This is a genomic window from Actinoplanes utahensis (assembly GCF_016862455.1).
Classification (GTDB): domain Bacteria; phylum Actinomycetota; class Actinomycetes; order Mycobacteriales; family Micromonosporaceae; genus Actinoplanes; species Actinoplanes utahensis.
The window spans coordinates 1-20,450 of sequence record NZ_BOMZ01000043.1 but is presented as its reverse complement, the minus strand read 5'-3'; the positions used below and the strand labels follow the sequence as shown (position 1 = coordinate 20,450).

General features: G+C 71.8%; 8 protein-coding genes. 5 read left to right on the top strand and 3 right to left on the bottom strand.

Features of this window, described 5'->3' with window-relative positions:
- Positions 1–2,116 (top strand): diflavin oxidoreductase (locus tag Aut01nite_RS43515; RefSeq protein WP_239124603.1); only part of this gene is annotated, 2,116 nt, incomplete at its 5' end.
- 289 nt (positions 2,117–2,405) lie between these two features.
- On the opposite strand, the gene Aut01nite_RS16285 is transcribed toward Aut01nite_RS43515, so the two are convergent.
- Complete coding sequence (locus Aut01nite_RS16285) at positions 2,406–6,881, bottom strand: SCO7613 C-terminal domain-containing membrane protein (RefSeq protein ID WP_043521757.1); 4,476 nt, start codon at positions 6,879–6,881, stop codon at positions 2,406–2,408.
- A gap of 194 nt (positions 6,882–7,075) precedes the next feature.
- On the opposite strand from Aut01nite_RS16285, the gene Aut01nite_RS16280 reads away from it, so the two are divergent.
- The 3 genes from Aut01nite_RS16280 to Aut01nite_RS16270 all read left to right on the top strand — a co-directional run bounded on the left by Aut01nite_RS16280 (position 7,076) and on the right by Aut01nite_RS16270 (position 15,540).
- A complete protein-coding gene (locus tag Aut01nite_RS16280; protein ID WP_052163104.1) occupies positions 7,076–8,689 on the top strand; it encodes an amidohydrolase in 1,614 nt (537 codons plus the stop codon).
- A gap of 61 nt (positions 8,690–8,750) precedes the next feature.
- Positions 8,751–9,443: a hypothetical protein gene (locus tag Aut01nite_RS16275; protein ID WP_043521759.1), complete on the top strand. Its 693-nt coding sequence runs from the start codon at positions 8,751–8,753 to the stop codon at positions 9,441–9,443.
- A gap of 28 nt (positions 9,444–9,471) precedes the next feature.
- Entirely contained in the window at positions 9,472–15,540 is a 6,069-nt protein-coding gene (locus Aut01nite_RS16270) for a CLIPPER-2 domain-containing protein (protein WP_043521760.1), read from the top strand.
- 1,767 nt (positions 15,541–17,307) lie between these two features.
- Here Aut01nite_RS16270 and Aut01nite_RS16265 read toward each other — a convergent pair.
- Positions 17,308–18,197 (bottom strand): IS5 family transposase gene (locus Aut01nite_RS16265; RefSeq protein WP_373871497.1). Its coding sequence is split into 2 segments (ribosomal slippage): positions 17,308–17,831 and positions 17,831–18,197, totalling 891 coding nucleotides; the frame shifts between segments, so codons are not numbered across the junction.
- 489 nt (positions 18,198–18,686) lie between these two features.
- Here Aut01nite_RS16265 and Aut01nite_RS16260 point away from each other — a divergent pair.
- Positions 18,687–19,547 carry a hypothetical protein gene (locus Aut01nite_RS16260; protein WP_236642477.1) on the top strand — a complete coding sequence of 287 codons (861 nt, stop codon included), beginning with the start codon at positions 18,687–18,689 and terminating at the stop codon, positions 19,545–19,547.
- 326 nt (positions 19,548–19,873) lie between these two features.
- Here Aut01nite_RS16260 and Aut01nite_RS16255 read toward each other — a convergent pair.
- The coding region (locus Aut01nite_RS16255) for an SAM-dependent methyltransferase (protein ID WP_204037556.1) at positions 19,874–20,450 on the bottom strand (577 nt) is incomplete at its 5' end.

Sequence of the window (20,450 nt, the reverse complement as noted above, 5' to 3'; positions counted from 1 at the left end):
CGGCCCGCCTCCTGTCGGTTCCTCTGCTAACGGGACTTTCCTCGCCGGCGCTGCGCCGTCCGGGATGGAACCGGCTCTGGTCGGCGCCGGGGCCGGGGGGATCGGGGGGACGGCACTCGCCGGGGCGGCTCTGCCCGGAGGGCTCGGGCAGGCGCTCGGCATCGACACGGCGCCACCGGAACTCACCGAGGACCAGCGGCGGTACCTGGCCGGGTTCCTGGCCGGCGCGGCGGCACGGCCCGGACCGGCGGTGCTGCCCCCGGGCGCGCCCTTCGACCACGCCACGGCCATGTGGGTCAACGGGTTGCTCGCGGGAGTGCTCTCTCCCGTACCCTCGCAAGCTCTTGATCCGGCCTCGCCCACCGCGGAGCCGCAAGCGGGCCGCCTGCAGGTGCTCTGGGCGTCGCAGACCGGCAACGCCGAGGAGTTCGCGCAGACCGTGGCGGCACGGCTGACCGAGACCGGGCGGCAGGTCAGTGTGATCGGCATGGACGGGCCCGCCGCCGACCTGCTCGATCCCGGGGCTGACCTGCTCGTCGTCACCAGCACGTTCGGTGACGGGGACGCGCCCGACAACGGGACCTCGTTCTGGGACTCCCTCGCGGGAGACGGAGCGCCACGGCTCGACGGGCAGCGGTACGCGGTGCTCGCCTTCGGCGACTCCAACTACGACGACTTCTGCGGGCACGGGCGGCGGCTCGACGAACGACTCGCCGAACTGGGGGCGGTCCGGTTGGCTCCCCGGGCGGACTGCGAACCCGACTTCGAGGAGACCGCCGACGGCTGGCTCTCCGCCGTCCTCGCGGCCGTGACCACCACGTCCCCTCCCACCGCCTCCGCTCCCACCACCACTCCTGCTCCCACCGCCTCCGCTCCCACCACCACTCCTGCTCCCACGGCCTCCGCTCCCACGGCCTCCGCTACTACTAGCGGCGTTAGTACTAGCGGTGTTACTACCATCGGGGCCACCTCCGCTGTGATCACCAAGGTCGTCACCGGGCCGACGAAAGCCGCGCCGCTGACCGCCTCGCTCGTCGGGAACCGGCTGCTCAGCCTGCCCGGATCGGCCAAGGAGGTACGGCAGTTCACCTTCGACACCGGCGGGCTCCTCGACTACCGGGCCGGCGACGCGCTCGGGGTGTGGCCGGTCAACTGCGCGGCGCTTGTCGGCGAATGGCTCGAAGTGACTGGGCTGGCCGCGGACACCCCGGTCGAACTCGACAGAATCGGCACCGTACCCCTGGAGACCGCGCTCACCAGGCACCTCGACATCACCCGCGTCACCAGCGATCTGCTGCGATTCGTCGCCGAACGCAGCGGATCCGGGCACCTCAAGACCCTGTTGCGCGCCGACAACAAGGGCGAGTTGGCGAAGTGGACCTGGGGCCGGCAGGCGGTCGACGTCCTCGCCGAGCACCCCGTCGACGTCACCGCCCACGAACTCGCCGGTGTGCTCAAGAGACTGCAGCCACGCCATTACTCGATCAGCTCCACGCCGGTCACCGACCCGAACCTGGTCAGCCTCACCGTCTCGGTGGTCCGCTTCGACAACCATCGTGGCCGGCCCCGCAAAGGCGTCTGCTCCACCCACCTGGCCGATGCGCCGGCCGGCGCCGAGGTGCCGGTCTTCGTGCAGAAGGCGCCGCACTTCCGGGTGCCCGCCGACCCCAACACCCCCATGATCATGGTGGGTCCCGGCACCGGGGTCGCGCCGTTCCTCGGCTTCCTGCACGAACGGCAGATCACCGGCGCGCCCGGCGGCAACTGGCTGTTCTTCGGCGAACAGCGCAGCTCGACCGACTACTACTACGCCGCGGAACTGGAGGCCCTGCGCGCGGACGGCATCCTCAGCCGGCTCGACGTGGCGTTCTCCCGGGACCAGCGGTCCAAGATCTACGTACAGGATCGGATGCGGGAGAAAGGCGCCATGCTGTGGGCGTGGCTGCAGGCCGGAGCCCACTTCTACGTCTGCGGCGACGCCAGCCGGATGGCCCGCGACGTGGACCGCGCCCTGCACGACATCGCCGTCAACCACGGGCGTCTCAGCGACGAGGCCGCCACCGCCTACCTGAAACAGCTCAGCGCCGACAAACGCTACGTCCGCGACGTCTACTGACATGACGCGCCGCCCGCCGTCCGCCCGGTCCTCACGACCGTCCCGACCGTGGTGACCGGCCGGAAAAGCCGGCTGTCAGGGCTGTCTCAACCGTCCGGGGACGACCGTGGTGACCGGCCGGAAAAGCCGGCTGTCAGGGTTGTCCCGACCCGTCCGGGGACGACCGTGGTGGCCGGGTGGAAAGCTCGGCTGGTCGTCTGGGCTGTCTCCGGCCGGCTGAGACAGTTTGACAGCCAGCCGTACAAGATCTACCGCAATCGGGACGGTTCCCGCGGTCCTGCCGGGGCCGTCACGTCATGCGATTCAGGGCGGCGCGGAAACGGGCCAGGTCGCGGCGGCGCTGTTCGATCGTGGTGGCGACCCCGACCAGGAGCAGGCCGCCGACGGCGAGCGGCACCCAGCGAGGCAGCAGGTCCCAGAACCGGACCAGCTCGTGCAGCGCGACAAGCGTCAACGTCGCCCCACCGGTCACCACCGGGGCCTGCAACCGGGCCCGGGAACCGGCCAACAGCACCAGCAGGGCCCCGACCCCCAGCAGAAGCCGCCGCAGATGGTGCGGATCGGCGTCGGAGCTGTGGGCGATCACCGTCAGCGACGGCAGGAACGCGGCCCCCAGCGCCGGGCCGTACGCGGTCCACGACGGCAGGTCCGGCCGGCTCCGGCGGGCGAACCAGCCGATCACGGCCGCGAGAACGGCGGCCGGGAACGTGTAGACCTCGGTGGTCCCCACCTCCTGGGACGACAGCAGCAGCCACCAGCCGATCAGGGCGACGCAGGCGGCGGCCACGGCGTACCGGAACCGGGTCCCCCTCGTCTCGCCCGGCCGCATCGCCCGGACCGAGAGCACCAGCGCCCACAACTTGCAGACCAGCGCGGCCCAGCCCAGCGAATCGGTGATCAACAGCGCGGCCAGCGCGGACGCGTGGGCGACGGCGAACGGCGCCACCGCCTCCCGGGGGCGGTGCGAGGCCAGGACCCACTCCAGCGCCACGACCAGAGCCGCGGCGCCCAGCACGAACAACGGCGGCGCGGCCGGGCCGAGGTCCGCCGCGTCCGCGACGGTGTACGCCAGAACGACCACCGACACGGTGCCCGCAGCCCAGCCCGTGACCCGGGCGACCGTACGCCGTCCCGCCGCACCGGCCACGGCGCCCGCCGCAGCGACCAGGCCGAACGCCACCATCGTGGGCCCGTGCGCGGCGCTCGACCCGGCGACCCCGGCCGCGGCCAGCGCCCCGAACAGAACCGTGAGCAGATCGGCCGGGCCGTCACGTCGCGGTAGGTACGCGAGCGCCAGCAGGCCCGCGAGCCCCACCACCAGATCCACGATCGGCACCACCGGCCACGGCGCCCGCGCCGCCGCGAACACCATCGGCACGACCAGCGCGACCAGCGGCATCGCCGCCAGAACCGCCACCGCCCACGGCGACCGCCCCTTCCAGCGGCTGCCCCCGGACGGCGCTTCCGCCACAGCACCGCCGCCTCTGATGACGCCGGTCACGGCTTCTTTGCTGTTCCGGCCGGCGCCGATTCCGGCTTCTTGATCGCCGCCTCTACCGGTTCCGGCCTCTTCATCGCTGCTGCGGCCAGCGTTGGTTGCGACTTCTTGACCGCTGCGGTCGACGTTGGTTGCGGCTTCTTCGCTGTTGCGGCCGGTGTCGATTCCGGCTTCTTGAACACTGCTACGGCCGGCGCCGGTCTCGGCCTCTTCAGCGCCGCCCCACCCGACTCCGCTCTCAGCCGTCGAGTCGCCTGTGGTGGAGCGGTCCGTGGTGCCGTTGGCGGATCCGGATGTGGCGGTGAGCAGGGGGAAACGGGTGAGCAGCCAGCCGGTCCACGCGGCGGCTACCGCGGTCAGGGCGAGGGCGGCGACCGAGGACCAGGCGGCTGCCGACTGGTGCGGTGCGACCCCGGACCAGATGTCGTTCGTGGCGGTCCAGGGTTCGGCCAGGACGACGGCCAGGTCGGGGCCGGTCAGGATGAGCAGGGCCAGGATCGGGACGAGTGCGGCGGTCACGCTGCCGCCGATGGTTCCGGTGGTGCGGATCGGCAGCAGGGAGGCGATCAGCAGCAGGGCGGTGGCGGCGTAGAGAGCGACCGGATCGGTGCCGGCTCCCGCCCACAACGGGATGCTGCCCGCCGCGGCCAGGGCGACACCCAGCGCGTGCGGGGAGTAGACGGCCAGCTCTCGAACGACCAGGTGGGCGACCAGGCACAGCAGCACCACGACGGCGAGCGAGGCCCGGACCCGGGTCGTCGCCGAGGTGTCGGCGGCCAGCAGCGCCAGCCACACCGCGGGACCGGCGGCGATGAGACCCACGGTGAACCCGCCGGCCCCGAGATCGTCGCCACTCGGCCGGGAACGCAGGAGCACGCCCACGCCGGCGCCGAGCACGGTGATCGCCGCGAGCACCGCCGCCGCGACCCCGGCATGACCGAAACCGGTCACCACCGCGTGCAGCAGAAGTCCGCCACACAGCGCCGTCCGGAAGCTCACGTCCCGTGTGGTGCGTGACCCGGCGCCCAGCGCCAGCGCGGCCGCGGCGACGGCCACATCGGCCACCGGTACGGCCCACCAGAGCAGGCCGAACGCTGAGGGCAGCAGCAGAGCCACCCCGGCGGAGGCGGTCAGGATCAGGTTGAGGTGGGTGCTGCGCGGCAGCAGCAGGAGGTACGCCACCACAGTCAGCACCGCCGCCACCAGCGCGTCCGGTTGCGTCCGTACGATCGCCACGTCCAGGGGCGTGCCCAGAACCGGCCGAGCCGCTTCGACGCTGACGATCGCCGCACCGGCCACGGACACCAACATGGCGAGCGCCGGGACCACCCCGACCAGCAGCGCCCCGACCCAAGCCCCGAACCCGGCGACATCCGCCACCGCCCGTCCGCCCGTCCTGCCACTCCCGGTCTCGCCGGACAGCCCACTCGTCGCGTCGCGGCTGGGTGCGCCGGACCGGCCGGTCTCGCCCGACTGTCCGGTCTCGCCGGGCTGTCCCGGTTGACCGGACCGGCCAGCGTTGTCGGGCCGTCCGGGTTCGCCGGGCCGTGGAATCGTCTTGCGGGCATCTTTTCCGCCGCGGTGGCCGGAGGCGGCTTCACTGGTGCCCGTTGATCCGTCGCCTGTCGGCTGCGGCTTCCAGACGCCTGTTGCGCCCTCGTCTCCACTGCCCGGCCCGGGACGATGCGGCGCGGCACCGGCCTGCTGTGCGGAGGGTGTGACTGCACCGGGTCGTGTGGCGCCGGTCTGCTGCGAGGTGGGCGTGACGGCGCCGGATCGCGGGGCGCCGCTCGGGTGGGCGGGGTGCGGTGTGGTGGGGATGAACAGTGGCCGGCCGTCGGTGGTGCGGAAACGGCGCAGCAGCGCGGTCGCGGCGGCAAGGACCAGGGCGACCGCCGCGAGACGGGTCGACTGCCATGTGGAGTTCGCGAACTCGATCGGCAGCGTCCACGCCCAGCGGGCGCCGGCCAACCCGGCGGTGACGACGAGCAGACCGGCGGTGATGGCTTGCGCGATCGCCGACCGGATCAGGAACGCCCAGCCGAACAGGGCGATCGGGGTCAGCAGCAGGATCCCGCCGGCCTGGGCGGCACTCGCCGGGGTGGTGGCGAGCGAGAGGTCCGCGAGTGCGGTCACCGCGGAGATCGCCGCGGCGGAACCCCCGCAGAGGTACGTGAGAACCGTGACCGCATCGGCGGGGATGAGCCGCCCGGCCGCCGGTTCCGTGCCGTCCGTGCCGGTAGACGGGTGAGGAGGGGTGGCAGGTCCGGAGAGGCCGGTGGACGGGTGAGGAGGGGTGGCGGGCCCGGAGAGGCCGGTGGACGGGTGAGGGGGTGTGGCGGGTCCGGCGAGGCCGGAGGGGGAGGCGCCGGTTCCGGTCGTGCCCGGCTGCGCGGCAGTGGCCGGCGCGGCGGTGGAGCGCAGACGGAGGACGGTGATGTCGAGGAGGAGGGTGGCCAGGAAGGACAGGGACCAGCCGGTCAGGTCGGCGTCGGCGGCGGCTGCCAGCAGCGGGGCGACCGGCTGGGCGATGAGCAGGGCGGCGATTCGTGGGCCGCGGAGGTGGGTGCGGCGGGCGTAGCCGACGGACAGGGCCGAGGTCGTGGTGAGGACTGCGGCGGCGTACGCGGAAGGGTCGAGGTCGCGGACGGCCAGGAAGTCGACCGTCCACGCCGCATAGCCGTCCAGCAGGATCATCAGCAGGCCGACGGCGGCGAAGGTCTCGGCGGCGGCCGTCAGGCCGCGCCGCACCGCGAACGGGGGGATCGCGAGGATCGCCGCGGTGGCGGCGGCCAGCAGCAGGGCCCGGCCGGTGACGCCGACCTGCGCCCAGGCGACGGCGGTGAAGACCGCGGCGGCGACGACCAGGAGCAGGCCGCCGAGGGTGAACAGCACGTTCTGCACGGTGATCGTGCTGAGACGTGGTTCAGCCGACGGGATGTCGCGGGGCGGCAGCGACGAGACGGGCAGCGGCGACGGAACGGGCGGCACGGAGGCCGGCGGCGCGGAGGCCGGTGGGGTGGGGGTGCGGCGGGCGACGACGCGGGCGGCGAGGGCGGCGCGGCGGTCGCGGGCGGCCTGCAGGTGCCGCTCCGTGGTGACGACCTCCATCCGGGCGGCGCGCAGGCGGCGGTCGAGGTCGGCGATCTCGCCGTCGAGCCGGATCACCTCGGCGGCCTCGGAGTCGGGACCGGCGCCGCAGTGGGGGCAGCCGTCCGGCAGGGAGGCGGGCGCCCCGCAGTGCGGACAGGGATAGGACGTCGTCAAGGCCGTTCCTGGTGCTCGAAGGGAACCGAAGGATAGAGGGCGGCAGGTCAGGAGGACAGCCTCTCCCATCGACGCAAGCGGTGGACCACCTCGGGTGTACGCCCGGACAGCCGGCGCGAAGGTGCGGCGGATGAACCGCGTCCCGCCGGCGCCGGTACAACCCGGTGAGGACCGCAGCAACGAGGAGACCACGCGTGAGCAGCGCCGACCTGATCCTGATGGCAGACCGCATCCGCACGATGGCCGGTGAGGGCGCGCCGACCGCGATCGCCGTGGCCGGCGGGGTGATCACGGCGCTCGGCGACCGGGCGGACGCCCGCGACTGGCGCGGCCCGGGTACCGAGGTCGTCGACCTGGGCGCGGCCACCATCACGCCGGGCCTGGTGGACGGGCATTTCCACCCGGTCCTGGGTGTCGGCCTCACCCGTGGAGTGGACCTGTCGTCCGTACGTACCGTCGAGGGGTTGACGGCTGCCTTGCGGGCCGCCGGCCGCAAGCCGGGCGGATGGCTGGAGGGCTGGGGCCTCGACCCGAACGCCTTCGAGGGCGCGCCGATCACGCACGCGCCGCTGGTGGAGGCGCTCGGGCCGGACGTGCCGGTGTTCCTGCTGCTGTTCGACGCGCATGCGGCGCTGGTCAGCCCGCGGGCTCTGGAACTGGCCGGGATCGGCGGGCCGCGGGAGTTCGCGTCCGGCGCGAGCGTCGTCTGTGACGCGGACCGGCGGCCGACCGGCCACCTGCTTGAACTGGAGGCCCTCGACCTGGTCCGGGTGCTGCTCCCGCGGGACGCGCCGGCCGATCGCCGGGCCCGGCTGGCCGATCTGCTGCGGCGGATGGCGGCGTGCGGGCTGACCGCGGCGAACGCGATGGATTTCGAGGACGACTCCCTCGACCTGTTCCGGGCTCTGGAGGACGACGGGGACCTGCCGGTGCGGTGGCGGTTCGCACCGTTCGTGATGCCCGGCTCGGGGCGCGACGGCCTGGACGCGGTGATCGCCCAGCAGCGCCTGGCCGGGCGGCGCTGGCGGGTCGAGGGCGCCAAGTTCATGATCGACGGGACGATCGACGGCGGAACCGCCTGGCTCGACGAACCGGACACGCACGGCGAGTCGACGGCCTGCTTCTGGCCCGATCCGGGCGAGTACACCGCCGCCGTCACCGTCCTGAACCGGCACGGCGTCCCGGTCGTCACGCACGCGATCGGCGACGCCGGGATCCGGTACGTGCTGGACACCTACGCCGGGCTGCCCCGCACCTCCGCGGTCCCGCATCGGGTCGAGCACCTGGAGACGATGCCGACCGAGCTGGTCGGACGGTTCGCCGAACTCGACGTCACGGCCGGTATGCAGCCCACCCACTGCACCGGTCACCTCCGTGCCGATCACCGGGACAACTGGTCCACCCGGCTCGGCAAGTCCCGTGCCGACCGCGCCTTCCGGGCCCGTGACCTGCGTGATCAGGGTGCCCGGCTGGCGCTCGGCTCGGACTGGCCGATCGCGCCGTTCGACCCGCGGGAGATCATCGCGGCGGCTCGGCTGCGCCGCCCACCCGGTGCCGCCGGCGTCGAGCCGGTGCTGCCCGGGCAGGCGCTCACCGCCCGGATGGCGCTCGAGGGGTACACCACCGAGGCGGCGGCCGCGGCCGGGCTGGCCGGAACGTCCGGGCGGCTGCTCCCCGGTTACCGGGCCGACCTGGCGGCGTTCGGCCTCGACCCGCTCACCGCCGGTCCGGACGAGTTCGCCGAGTCCCCGGTTCTGCTGACCGTCGTCGACGGACGGATCGCCCACTCGCCCACCGGCGGGAGATGAGCGGATCCGCGAATCGCTCGAATCATCGCAAGCCCGATGAACCGCTGAATATCGTGAGCGAATGGGGTTCTCCACACACAAGACCATGGCGCTGGTGGGTGCCGTCGCCGTCGTCGCCGGGCTCGGGCTGACCACTCCGGCGTACGCGGCCCCGCCGCCCTCTCGTCCGGCGCCGCTCGCGAAGTCGCTGCTCACCACACATGACGTGCCGCACGGCTATGTTCCCGGCGAGGCCGGGAACATCCGGCGGATGCTCGGCGCGGCGCTCGCCGCACACCGGCCGGGAGCAGACCCGTGCGCGGCCGGGCGCCCCGCGCCCCGGCCCGCCCCGGCGGCCGGCCGGAGCGCCATCGCGGTGTTCCTCCACCCGGAGAAGGGGACGGTCCTGGCCGAGGCGCTGGCAGACACCGGCGAGGAGACGGCCGCCGACCTGGTCGCCGCCGCCGGGACGATGCTGGCGAAGTGCCCGGTCGTCACGACCGCGGACGGGCGGCTGGAGATCGAGCCGTCGCGCTGGAATCCGCCACTCGGCGACGAGTCGATCACCCTGGGTCTCCGGTTCGGCTGGGACGAGCCGGCGTCCCGGCCGGCGTTGCGGGGGAGGATGGCGCTCGTCGCGTACCGGAACCTGGTCTTGATCGTGGGGTTGATCGGGATCGGCGAGCCGGACGAGCGGGACCTGAAGAGGGTGGTGCGCGCGGCCGTGCGCAAGCTGGTCCTCACATCCGGCATTTCCGTCAAAGAACGTACGTGAGGATGTTTTTCGGTAAAGCTTGCCGGTGATGACTGCCGTTGCCCGGGCCGGCGTGCTCGCTCTCCTCGCCACCCTCTGCTACGTCCTGCCGATCACGTTGTCCCGGCCGCCGGATGCGCGTGCCGCGACGGTCTGCGCCACCCCCGTGAAGATCGCCAACGGGGACTTCGAGGCGCCGGTCATCCCGGCGAACACGATGGTGCTGGAGCCCGAGGCCGACATGGGCGGCTGGAAGACCAACGCCCCGGACAAGCTCTTCGAGCATTGGCGGGAGGTCCGGCAGGGCTTCACCGCCGGGCAGGGCAACCAGTTCGTCGAGCTCAACGCCAACTTCGTCTCCGCGGTCTACCAGGACCTGACGACCACGGAGGGGCAGACGCTGCGGTGGGAGCTCAAGCACCGCGGCCGGCTCGGCGACGACACGATGATCGTCAAGATCGGCCCGCCCCACGCGCCGGTCCAGCAGGGCGGGCAGATCAAGGACGGCTCCGCGGCCTGGGGGACCTGGTCGCGCAACTACACCGTCCCGTCCGGTCAGACCACCACCCGGTTCTGGTTCGAGTCGATCTCGGCGGCGCAGAACAAGCCGACGTACGGCAACTTCCTGGACGCCATCTCGTTCGGCTCCGAACCCTGCCTGACCACCACCGCCGGCGTGTCCGGCGGCGGCGCCGCGAACGTCGGCGACGTGCTCACCTACACCGTCGCCACCAGCAACCGGGGCGGCAACCCGGCCAAGAACGCCGTCCTCAGCGACGACCTGCCGGCCGGAACCACCTTCGTGCCCGGCTCGATCCGCAGCATCACCGGCTCCAGCAGCGCCACCGTCTCCGACGGCACCGACACCGACACCGGGGAGTACGACCCGGCCACCCGGACCGTCCGCGTCCGGACCGGGGTCGGCGCCGGGGCGAGCACCGGCGGCTCGATCCCGGTCGGCGAGTCCCGCGCGTTCAGTTACCAGGTGCGGGTCACCTCGGCCGCCGCCTCCACGACCCTCGCCAACGAGGCCACCGCGACCTTCTTCAACGATCTCACCAACGCCAACCAGACGTCCGTCTCCACCAGCGCCGGCACCACCGTGGCCGCGGCCGCCGACCTCGGCATCACCGCCGTCGTCCGGGCGCCCGGCATCATGGCCGGCCAGGCCGCCGCCACCGACCTCACCGTGACCAACACCGGGCCCGACGACGCGAACACCGTCCAGGTCACCTCCGTGGTGCCGTACGGGCTCTACGGTGTCGCCGCGACCACCCCGCTGGGCACCTGCACGGCCACACCGACCGCGCCCGCCGGGCCGACGAACGTCTCCTGCGCGATCCCGGTCCTGGCCCGCGGCGCCACCACCACGGTGGCGATCACCGGGACGGTGGTGCCACAGGCCACTCCGGCGGCCCAGGCCACCCTCACGGCGTCGGTCACCAGCGCGACGTACGAGGTGAACCAGGCCGACAACGGCACCTCGGTCAGCGCCGCCGTCAGCACGTCGACCGACCTCAAAGTGGTCCAGACGTACACCCCGGCGAACCCGGTGCCCGGCGACACGATCACCTACACCGCGACCGTCACCAACCAGGGGCCGTCCCAGGCGCGCGACATCCTGCTGACCGACCCGATCGCGTACACCTCGAACTTCGTCGGCGCCGAGATCGGCACCACGCCGTCGCCGACCCCCTGCACCTACACCGCGGCCATCGGGACCGTGGAGTGCGCGGTGCCGGACATGATGCCCGGCACCACGACGACCGTCACCATCGTGGTCGCCCTGCCGTTCCCCGGCACCGGCACGGTCAACAACGCGGTCTCGGTGAGCTCCTCCACACCGGAACGGAACGTCGCCGACAACAACCACTCGGTGTGGAAGACCGGGACACCGGAAGCGGACGTCGGCGTCAAGCTGGTCCTCGGCGCGAACCGGGCGAAACCCGGCGACGTCGTGCCGTTCACCCTCACCGTCACCAACACCGGGCCCTGGCCGGCCACCAACGTCTCGTTCAACACCATCGTCCCCGTCGGGTTCACCGTGAACCGGCAGGCCTCGCAGTACTGCACCGCCGGCGCGTGCACCCTGCCGGCGGTGTTCAAAGGCGACGTCATCGAGATCAAGGGAACCACCACGGTCGGGCCGAACGTGGCCGCCGGCCTGCTGTCCGCCAGCACCACGGTGATCTCGCCGACCAGCGACCCCAACCCCGCCAACGACACCTCCACCGTCACCTTCACCATCGACCTGGAAGCCGACCTGCGGGTCACCCAGACCCTCACCAACACGACCCCGGGCGAGACCGGCCTGGTCGCCGGGCACACGGTGCGCGGCCGGGTCGTCGTGCACAACGACGGCGCCACCCGCGCCGAGGGTCTCGTGCTGCGGCAGGCCGTCCCGGCCGGACGGCCGATCCCGTTCGTCACCACGTCCACCGGGGACGGCGAGAACTGCGCCTATCAGGGCAGCGGTACGCCGGGCAGCAGCAACCACGACGGCGGCATCTACGTGTGCACCCGCCCGTCCCTGGCGGTCGGCGCCGGCTGGACGGTCACCTTCGACGGGGTCAGCCTGTCACGCGGATACTCGGGCGGGGTGTTCACCCGTACCGCGACGATCTCCGCCACCACCCCCGACCCGGACGCCGCCGACAACACGGTGACCACCACCGAACCGGTCGAGCGCCGCTCCGAGCTGCGGCTCACCAAGACGACGGTCACCGCCGGCCCGGTGGTGCAGACCGACGACGTCGAATTTCTGATCACCGTGACCAACAACGGGCCGTCCGACGCCGCGAACGTCCTGGTCCGCGAAGAGCCGCAGGCCGGCCTGGTGATCGTCTCCGGCAGTGGCGCGACAGGGGGCAGCAGTTACGACAGCGGCGCGCTCACCTGGACCATCCCGAACCTCGCGCACAACGGCACGGCGAGCGTGCGCGTGCACGGGATCGCCCAGGGATCCGGCACGCTCGTCGACACGTCACGGATCGTCGCCTCGGACAGCACCGACCCGGTCAGCACCAACAACAGCGCCTCCGACAGCATCGTCGCCGACCCGGCGGCGCCCGCGCTGGCCCTCAGCGTCACCGCCACGGCCGTGCCGGGCGCCGGCGGCTTCTCGCAGGGCGACGTGATCACCTACCAGTACACCGTCGCCAACACCGGCAACCTCGACGCCACCGGCGTGACCCTGACCGCCAGCCGGACCGGCGCCGGCTCGGGCGCCTGCAACGGCGGCACCCTCGACGCCGGTCAGAGCGTGATGTGCCCGGCCGTCACCCACCAGGTGACGGCCGCCGAGGCCTCCGCGGCCGTCCCGATCAGCAACGTGGCGACCCTGGTAGGGCAGACCGCGGCGAACATCCTCCCGGTCACCTTCGCGAGCGTCACCACCGTCTCGCCGCTCACCGCGCCCAACGAGTCCCTGGTCGTGGTGGTCACCGCCACCGTCAGCGACCCCGCCCGCCAGCACGGCGCCGCCAAGGACGACCTGATCCACTACGACTACCAGATCACCAACAACGGCACCGTGACGATGACCGACGTGCGGCTGACCGACCCGACCGTCGGCCCGCTCGGCTGCGCCCCGATCGCCAGCCTCCCGCCGGGCGCCACCGACACGTGCTCCACCCCCAGCGGCTCCCGTTACCAGGTCACCCAGAACGACATCGACGGCGGCACGCCGGTCCGGAACAACGCCGCCGTGAGCGGCCGGAACGGTCTCGACGTCCTGCACTCCTTCGGGCCGTACCACGCCGACGTCACCGTCGCCGCGCCCGACCCCGCCATCGTCGTCACCGTGGTACCCGCACCCAGCCGGACACCGGTCCGGAAGACCGACACCATCGCGTACGAGTACCGGGTCGAGAACAAGGGCAACGTCACCGTCGGCACCGTCGAGGTCACCGACTCCCGAGTCACCGGGGTCACCTGCCCGGCGACCATCGCGCCGAACGTCATCGGCGTCTGCCGGACCCGGGTCGCCCAGCCGTACACGGTCGCCCAGCAGGACATCGACGACGGCGGCTCCGTCCACAACGACGCCGTCGTCACCGCCACCGGCGTCGCGCCGCTCAGCCCCACCGTTCATGTCGACGCCGGCGCCTCGGTGCCGGTCGCCGCGGCCGCGCCCGCGCTGTCGCTCACCCACACCGTCACGGTGCCGCCCGGCGGTGTGGTCCGCGGCGACGTGCTCTCCGTCGTCTACCGGGTCGAGAACACCGGCAACGTGACGATGAACGGTGTCACCGTGGCCGACCCGCTCAGCGGCGCGGTCGCCTGCCCGGCCACGCCGCTCCCGCCCGCCGGAGACCTGACCTGCCCGGCCGCGCCCTACACCGTCACCCAGGCCGGAGTCGACGGCCCCGGCCCGATCACCGGAACCGCCCGGGCGCAGGGCCGCGGCCCCGGCCAGACCGCCCTCACCGATTACGGCACCGACCCGATCAGCGTGGCCGTCGCGGCGGGAACCACCGAACTGTCCGTCTCCGGGTCGGCCGTGGTCACCCCGCCCGACCATCGCAACGCCGTCGAACCGGGCGACCGCGTCGGCTTCGAATACCTGGTCACCAACGCCGGAACCGTCACGATGGAGCAGATCACCGCCGTCGACTCGCTGACCGGTGTGGTGAGCTGCCCGCTCGACCGGCTCGCCCCGGCCGCGCAGATGTACTGCACCGCCCGCGACACCTACACCGTGACCGCGGCCGACATCAAAGCCGGTGCAGAGATCGTCGCCGAGGCGCAGGTCACCGCCAACGGTCCCGGCCGGCCGGCGAAGACGTTCGGCCCGGCCCGGGCCGTCGTCGCGGTGCTCGTCCCCGAACCGTCGCTGCGGGTCACCACCACACCGACCGGGCTCTCCTCGCCCGACGGCCAGGCCGTCCCCGGCGACCGGATCAGCTTCCGGCACGACGTCGTCAACGCCGGCAACCAGCCGATCAGCGGCATCGACGTCACCAGCGAACTGTCCGGCCCGGTGGCCTGCCCCGGCGCACGGCTCGCCACCCGGGAGGCGATGACCTGCACCTCCGGCCCGTACCCGGTCACCGAAGAGGACCTCGACAGCGGCGACGGCCTCGCCGGCGACATCACGGTGGTCGGGCAGGCGCCGCTGGAGACCACCCCGCGCACGTTCGGCCCGTTCCCGGTACGAGTCGGCCTGGTCACCGCGGCGCCTGCCCTGCGCCTGGCGATGACCGCGACCGTCGCCGTCCGGATGCGCGCGCTCACCGCCTCCACCGGCAACCTGATCGCCTACCGGTACACCGTCACCAACTCCGGCAACGTGACCGTCCGCGACATCGCCGTCGCCGACGCCCGCGCCGTCGCCGTCACCTGCGCCGCCACCCGCCTCGCCCCCGGCGCCGCCACGACCTGCGCCGCCACCCGCGATTACGAGGTCACCCAGGCCGACGTCGACGCCGGCGGCCCCGTCACCGCCACCGCTGTGGCAAGTGGCGCCCACGGCACGACGGCCCGCTCCGTCACCTCCAACACCGCCGAGGCCGCCGTGCCGGTCGCCGCACCCGCGCCGGCCCTCAACGCCAGCCAGACCGCCGCCTGGACCGACACCGACGGCGACGGCCGGCTCAGCACCCGCGACCAGGTCGTCTCCAGCCTGAAAGTCACCAACAAGGGCAACGTCACCCTGGTCAACATCCGGGTCACCGGTCTGCCCGCGGCCGTCACGTGCACCCCGAACCGGGCTGCCCCCGGCGAGACCGTTCCGTGCGTCTCCGCCGTCTACCACCTGACCGACGAGGAGGTCGCCCGCGGCAGACACACCTTCTCCGCGCAGGTCGCCGGCGACCTCATCGACTCCGACGCCCCACCGGCCGAAGCCACCGCCCCCTCCACGGTGGTCGTCCCGGCCCGGCGCCCGACCCCGTCTCCGACAGCCACCACACCGCGAATCCCCTCCCCGTCCACCTCCCCGACCGGGTCCCCAGCCCCGTCCTCGTCCCCGACCCCCGGCGCCGGCGACGTCCCGATCACCGGCGGCCCGTCCCTGCCCATCGCCCTGGCCGGCGTCGCCCTGATCACGATCGGCTCCACCCTGCTACTGATCACCTACCGTCTCCGAACCCGCCGCACCGTCACCCGCCTCAACTGACCACCCAGGCGGCCAATCTGTTCGTTGCCGCATGTGCGGCCAGCCTGGCCCCGCATGTGCGGCCAACCTGTCGCTGGCCGCTGGCATCTTCGTGCGGTCGAGGGCTGCCGCTGATGAACCGCAGACCGCGGCGAACGGTCCCGCTCCAGATCACCACGAACGCCGTCGGGAGCAAGACGCGCGAGCTTTCTCGCCTGATCGTCCGGTTCGTCGGCCCGTCAGTCACCGGTAATAGGACCGAAGCGGCCTTCTCGGTTCCGCTTCAGCCGACGGCCGCAATAGGGCCTCTCACATGGAAAGCGCTTGTACTATGAGATCACTCGACTTTCCCGTGCTCGGATTAATTTCGCTAGGACCGTCGAATTAGAATGAACAGCATCATCGCAAAGGTCGGCGCCCCGTGGGCGATCCGCTGGGCGCTATGACCCCATTTCACGCCGTGGCTGCCATTTCACTAGCTCAAAGAAACCAGGTGCCCGTTCACCGGCTGGAATTAAGCTCCCGCAGCGCACACGTATCCGAGATTCGGTGACCACACCTCCGGGTCTGTCAACCTCCTCAGCCGAGCCTGTCGGTGGGCTGGAGTGGCCAGAGTTCCCCAGAAGCGGAAACCTGCGGGCCTTATCCCGCCCCTAGGGCCCTACGTGAAGACCGGCTCCCGCGACCAATTCAGCCGCCTACCAAGAGGGCTGTCGCCCTGACCGGATAAGCCGTCGGCTGGAACTGGAAGAGTGCGGTCGGCCCTTCCGCTGAGATGTCGGCGACGGCGCGCGTAGTCGGCGCCTTCGATCAGTCGTGGTCGGCACCTTCGATCAGTACTGCCAGGGGCGGGTCCCGGCGCGGAGCGGTCCCGGGTCGGTTGCGGTCTGGCCGGCTGGTTGTGGGTGCTGTGCGGAGTCACCAGTGATTCCGCCGATGCCGTCCGCGTCGAACATTGACCATGAGCCGAACGTTGACCATCGGTCGGACGGGGCGGGCTGAGGCGATTCGCCGAGCGATGGCCGCTTGACGAAGCGGCGGAACCAAGGGAGAGCGTAAGGGGGACACGAGGCTTTGCGGCGCTGACGACCTCGGCGGGGCCGTGGCGGAGCGGCGCTTCAGCCTGAGTGGTCGGGGCTGTCGGGACTGGGGTGCCCGAGGTCGACGGAGGGCTTGCGGTAGTCGAAGCGGAAGGCGGTGTCTGGACCGGCGACGGTTCGGGCGGGATCGGGGCTGCGCGGGCTGGTGGAACGGTGGTGGAAGTCGTCCGGGAATCGGCCTGGTGGAGACGGCGGAGCTTCTCGGCATGGCGGCGCTGGAGGCCCCAGTCGCGGCGTCTCTTGTGCTCGCGGCGGAACTCGTCGTGTGACGGGGAATAGTTGCGTGACTTGGTTCGGTCGCGCATGGCCGCGGTTTCGGATCTGCTGAAGAAGGACAGCTGACTCATGAATCAATTGTGCCGCGTCCGGGTCTGAAGTGTCAGTATTCGATCATGCCAAATTCCACTACTACCATAGCGGTGGCGGGTGCCACTATGGCGATTGTTGGAATGGTTGATATGTCTGTTGGAACAATGATCTAACAGATTCTTCGTGCCCGTTTTCGTCGGTGTGTCGGCCAGCAGGATCGATGGTCCCAAGGCATTCCCATCATCGATCGCAGGCGATCCCGCGACGGCTGCGGCGCTGCCTGAGGGGGTGTGACGCGATGAGCCGGGGCTGAGCCGGGGCGGGGCGGGCTCGGGGTGACGGAGCTGGGTGTGGCTGGCGAGGGCTCGGGCGAGCGGGACTAGGTTCTGTCTCTTAGATCAAGGCCGTCGGGTACGGCACGGAGCCAGTCGAGCATTTCGACGAGGTCGAGGGTGGCTTGGAAGTGGGCGCCCAGCTTGTCGTAGCGGGTGGCCACGCCGCGCCAGTGCTTGCGCCGGTTGAAGCCGCGTTCGACCTGGTTGCGCCGCTTGTAGGCAGCGGGGTCGAACGCTGGTGGCCGGCCGCCGTTGCGGCCTTTACGGAGCCGGTTGGCGATCTGGTCCTTGGGCTGCGGGATCGTCGTGGTGATGCGCTTGTCCCGCAACGCCTGCCGGTTGGCCCGTGACGAGTACGCCCGGTCGCCGGTTAACGAGTTGGGACGTGCTCGCGGGCGTCCAGGCCCGGGCGTGGCGACCCGGACCCGGTCGAGGAGCGGGATCAACTGCCGTGTGTCGGCGGCCTGTCCCGGCGTAATCAGTGAGACCAGCGACCGGCCTCGCCCGTCGGCCAGGGTGTGGATCTTCGTGGTCAGCCCGCCGCGGGAGCGTCCGATGCCTTCGCGTGCCTGTGTTCCGGCGACGTCGAGCCCCTTTTTGCTGCCCCGGCGGCATGCTGATGAGCACGCACGATCGTCGCGTCGATCTGGGCGTCCCAGTCGATGTCGTCATCGAGTTCAGCCAGGGTGACGACCTGGGCTTTCAACCGTGCCCAGGTGCCATCGGCGGCCCACCGCCGGAACCGCTGATACGGCGTCTTCCACAGCCCGTACCGTTCGGGCAGATCCCGCCACGGCGAACCGGTCCGCTTGACCCAGCAGATCGCGTTGATCACCTGCCGGTGATCACGCCACCGTCGGCCCTGAACCGGCTGGGCCGGCAGCAACGGCGCCAGCACAGCCCATTCCTCGTTCGTCAGATCACCACGCGCCACACCACATCAACGATCGACGCCCATGATCGCCACCTTGATCTAAGAGACAGAACCTAGTGGGGCCACGGGACTCGGGGCGAGCCGGGGCGTGACGGGATGGCTGTGGGCTGGGAAGGGCTGGTAAAGGGCGAGGGGGTTGAGAAGGTGGCGCCACGAGTTGACGCATTGGGTTGCACCGATGAGCGGGGTGCTGGGGATGGGTTCGTTCTGGCGGGAGTGTGGAAAGTGATCGGCTGGTATGGATTACGGAGCGTAGCGGGCGGATTGGGGGAGGGCGGGGTACTCAGCGTGACTGCTGTCGGGATGCCGGGTCGGGAAGCTTTGGGAAAAAATTCCGGGGCCTGAGGAAGGGGGATTTGAGCTGGGGATTCGTGACTTGGGCGGTGGGTTTTGGAGAGGGAGTCGGGGATCGGGGTTGAACCCCGGGGTGGCTGGTGCCCGTATGGCCCCCCAACCGATGACATCGACGTCCAACGACGAGGAGTGATTATGAGGGCGCGGACGTACCGGCGGAACGGGGACAGTCGGCGGAAGACGATCGGCGCGGTGGTGGTCGCTGGGGTGCTGGTGGTCAGCGGGGTGACCGGGGTGCAGCTCGCGTCGGCGGGCACCGAGACGAAGGCTGTGGATCTGGTGACCGTGGACGGTCAGCAGTTCGATGTCTCGAAGTGTGCCGATGTTCAGGTCAACGGTGGCGCGGTCGTCTGTGACGGCGAGGAACTGGCCCCTGTGGAGCAGCAGGCGCCGGAGGAGGCCGCGGTCGATTCGGCGGTTGCTCTGGAGGCGGCCTGTGACACCTTTGCCGCGGACGCAGCTGCGGCTGCCGGGGAAGCCGGTGCGGAGCAGGCCGCCGAGGAGGCTGAAGAGGCGGCCCAGAACCCGGCGAAGGCTCGCGCGGAGAACAAGACTCTCGCCAAGAAGTACGCGAAGGCTCTGAAGGCGGCGGAGAAGGCGGAGAAGGCTGGGAAGGCGGAGAAGGCCGGAAAGGGTGCCGCTGAGCAGGGCGCGGCCGAGGAAGGCGCCGCGGAGGATGGTGCGGCCGGTGCGGATGCCGGGGCCGCTGCCAACGCGGTGACGTCGGCGCAGCAGGCGCTCCTGCAGTCCTGCCTGGCGCTCGCGGACGCCAAGGCGGTGGCTGCCGCCGCCGGAGCCGGCGACGGCGGAGCGGCTGAGGAAGGCGCCGCTGAGGGAGGCGCGGCTGAGGACGGTGCGGCTGACGGCGGTGCGGCTGACGGCGGTGCGGCTGACGGCGGTGCGGCTGACGGCGGTGCGGCTGAGGAAGGCGCCGCTGAAGCGGGCGCTGCTGAAGGCGCCGCCGGCAAGGAGACAGCGACTACTCGGGGCCGCTGACTCCTGAAGACGTGGTGGTGGTGAGGGCGACTGGGCAGCGCTCGCACCACCACCGCGTCGTTTCGGAGCGGGTTCCACTGGCGAGTCGGGATGTTCACACTGGCGTATCGACCGTGGTCTCGTCGCTCGGGCGGCGCTCGCACCACCACCACCACCACCGCGTCGTTTAGGAGCGGGTTGCAGGAGCGGGTCGCGACGTTGGGAATGGCGTGTTGGTCACGGCCTCATCGCTGTGGGCCCGTGGCAGCGCCGCTGGAGAAGTCCCGTGTGGTTCCGGCGCCTTCGATGGGCGTACCGAAGGAAGGTCGGCGGACCGTGCGGGAAGCCTAGGGTTTGCGGCCGAGCGCGCCGTAAGTCGCCACCTGGTCGGCAGGTGGGCGCTGGTGGGCCGGGACTTCCGGGAGCCATTCGGAGACCGGGACGATGCCGGGGCCGATCAGGCCGAGGCCGGTGAAGAACTCGGCGAACTCGTCGCGGGTGCGGGGGCGCACCGGGGAACGGGGCCCGGTGATCGGCTCGAGAGTGTCCGCGGCGCCGAAGTCGAGGGTGAGGCTGGTGGCGGCGAGGTAACTGCCGGAGGGCAGTGCGGCGAGCAACTCGTGGACGATCTCGCGGGACCGGTCCTGGTCGGGGATGAGATGCAGCACCGCGATCAGGATCAGAGCGACCGGGCGGCTCAGGTCGACGGTTTCCTTGAACTGCGGGTGAGTCAGGATCGAGGCGGGATCACGCAGATCCGCCTCGATGAACCGGATGCGGCCACCGGCGCCGGCGCTGAGAGGGCCAGCGCTGAGAGGGGCGTCGCCGAAGCGGGTGTCGCCGGTCGGGGCGCTGCCGGGCAGGGTGTCGCCGGTCGGGGCGCTGCCGGGCAGGGTGTCGCCGGTCGGGGCGCTGCCGGGCGGG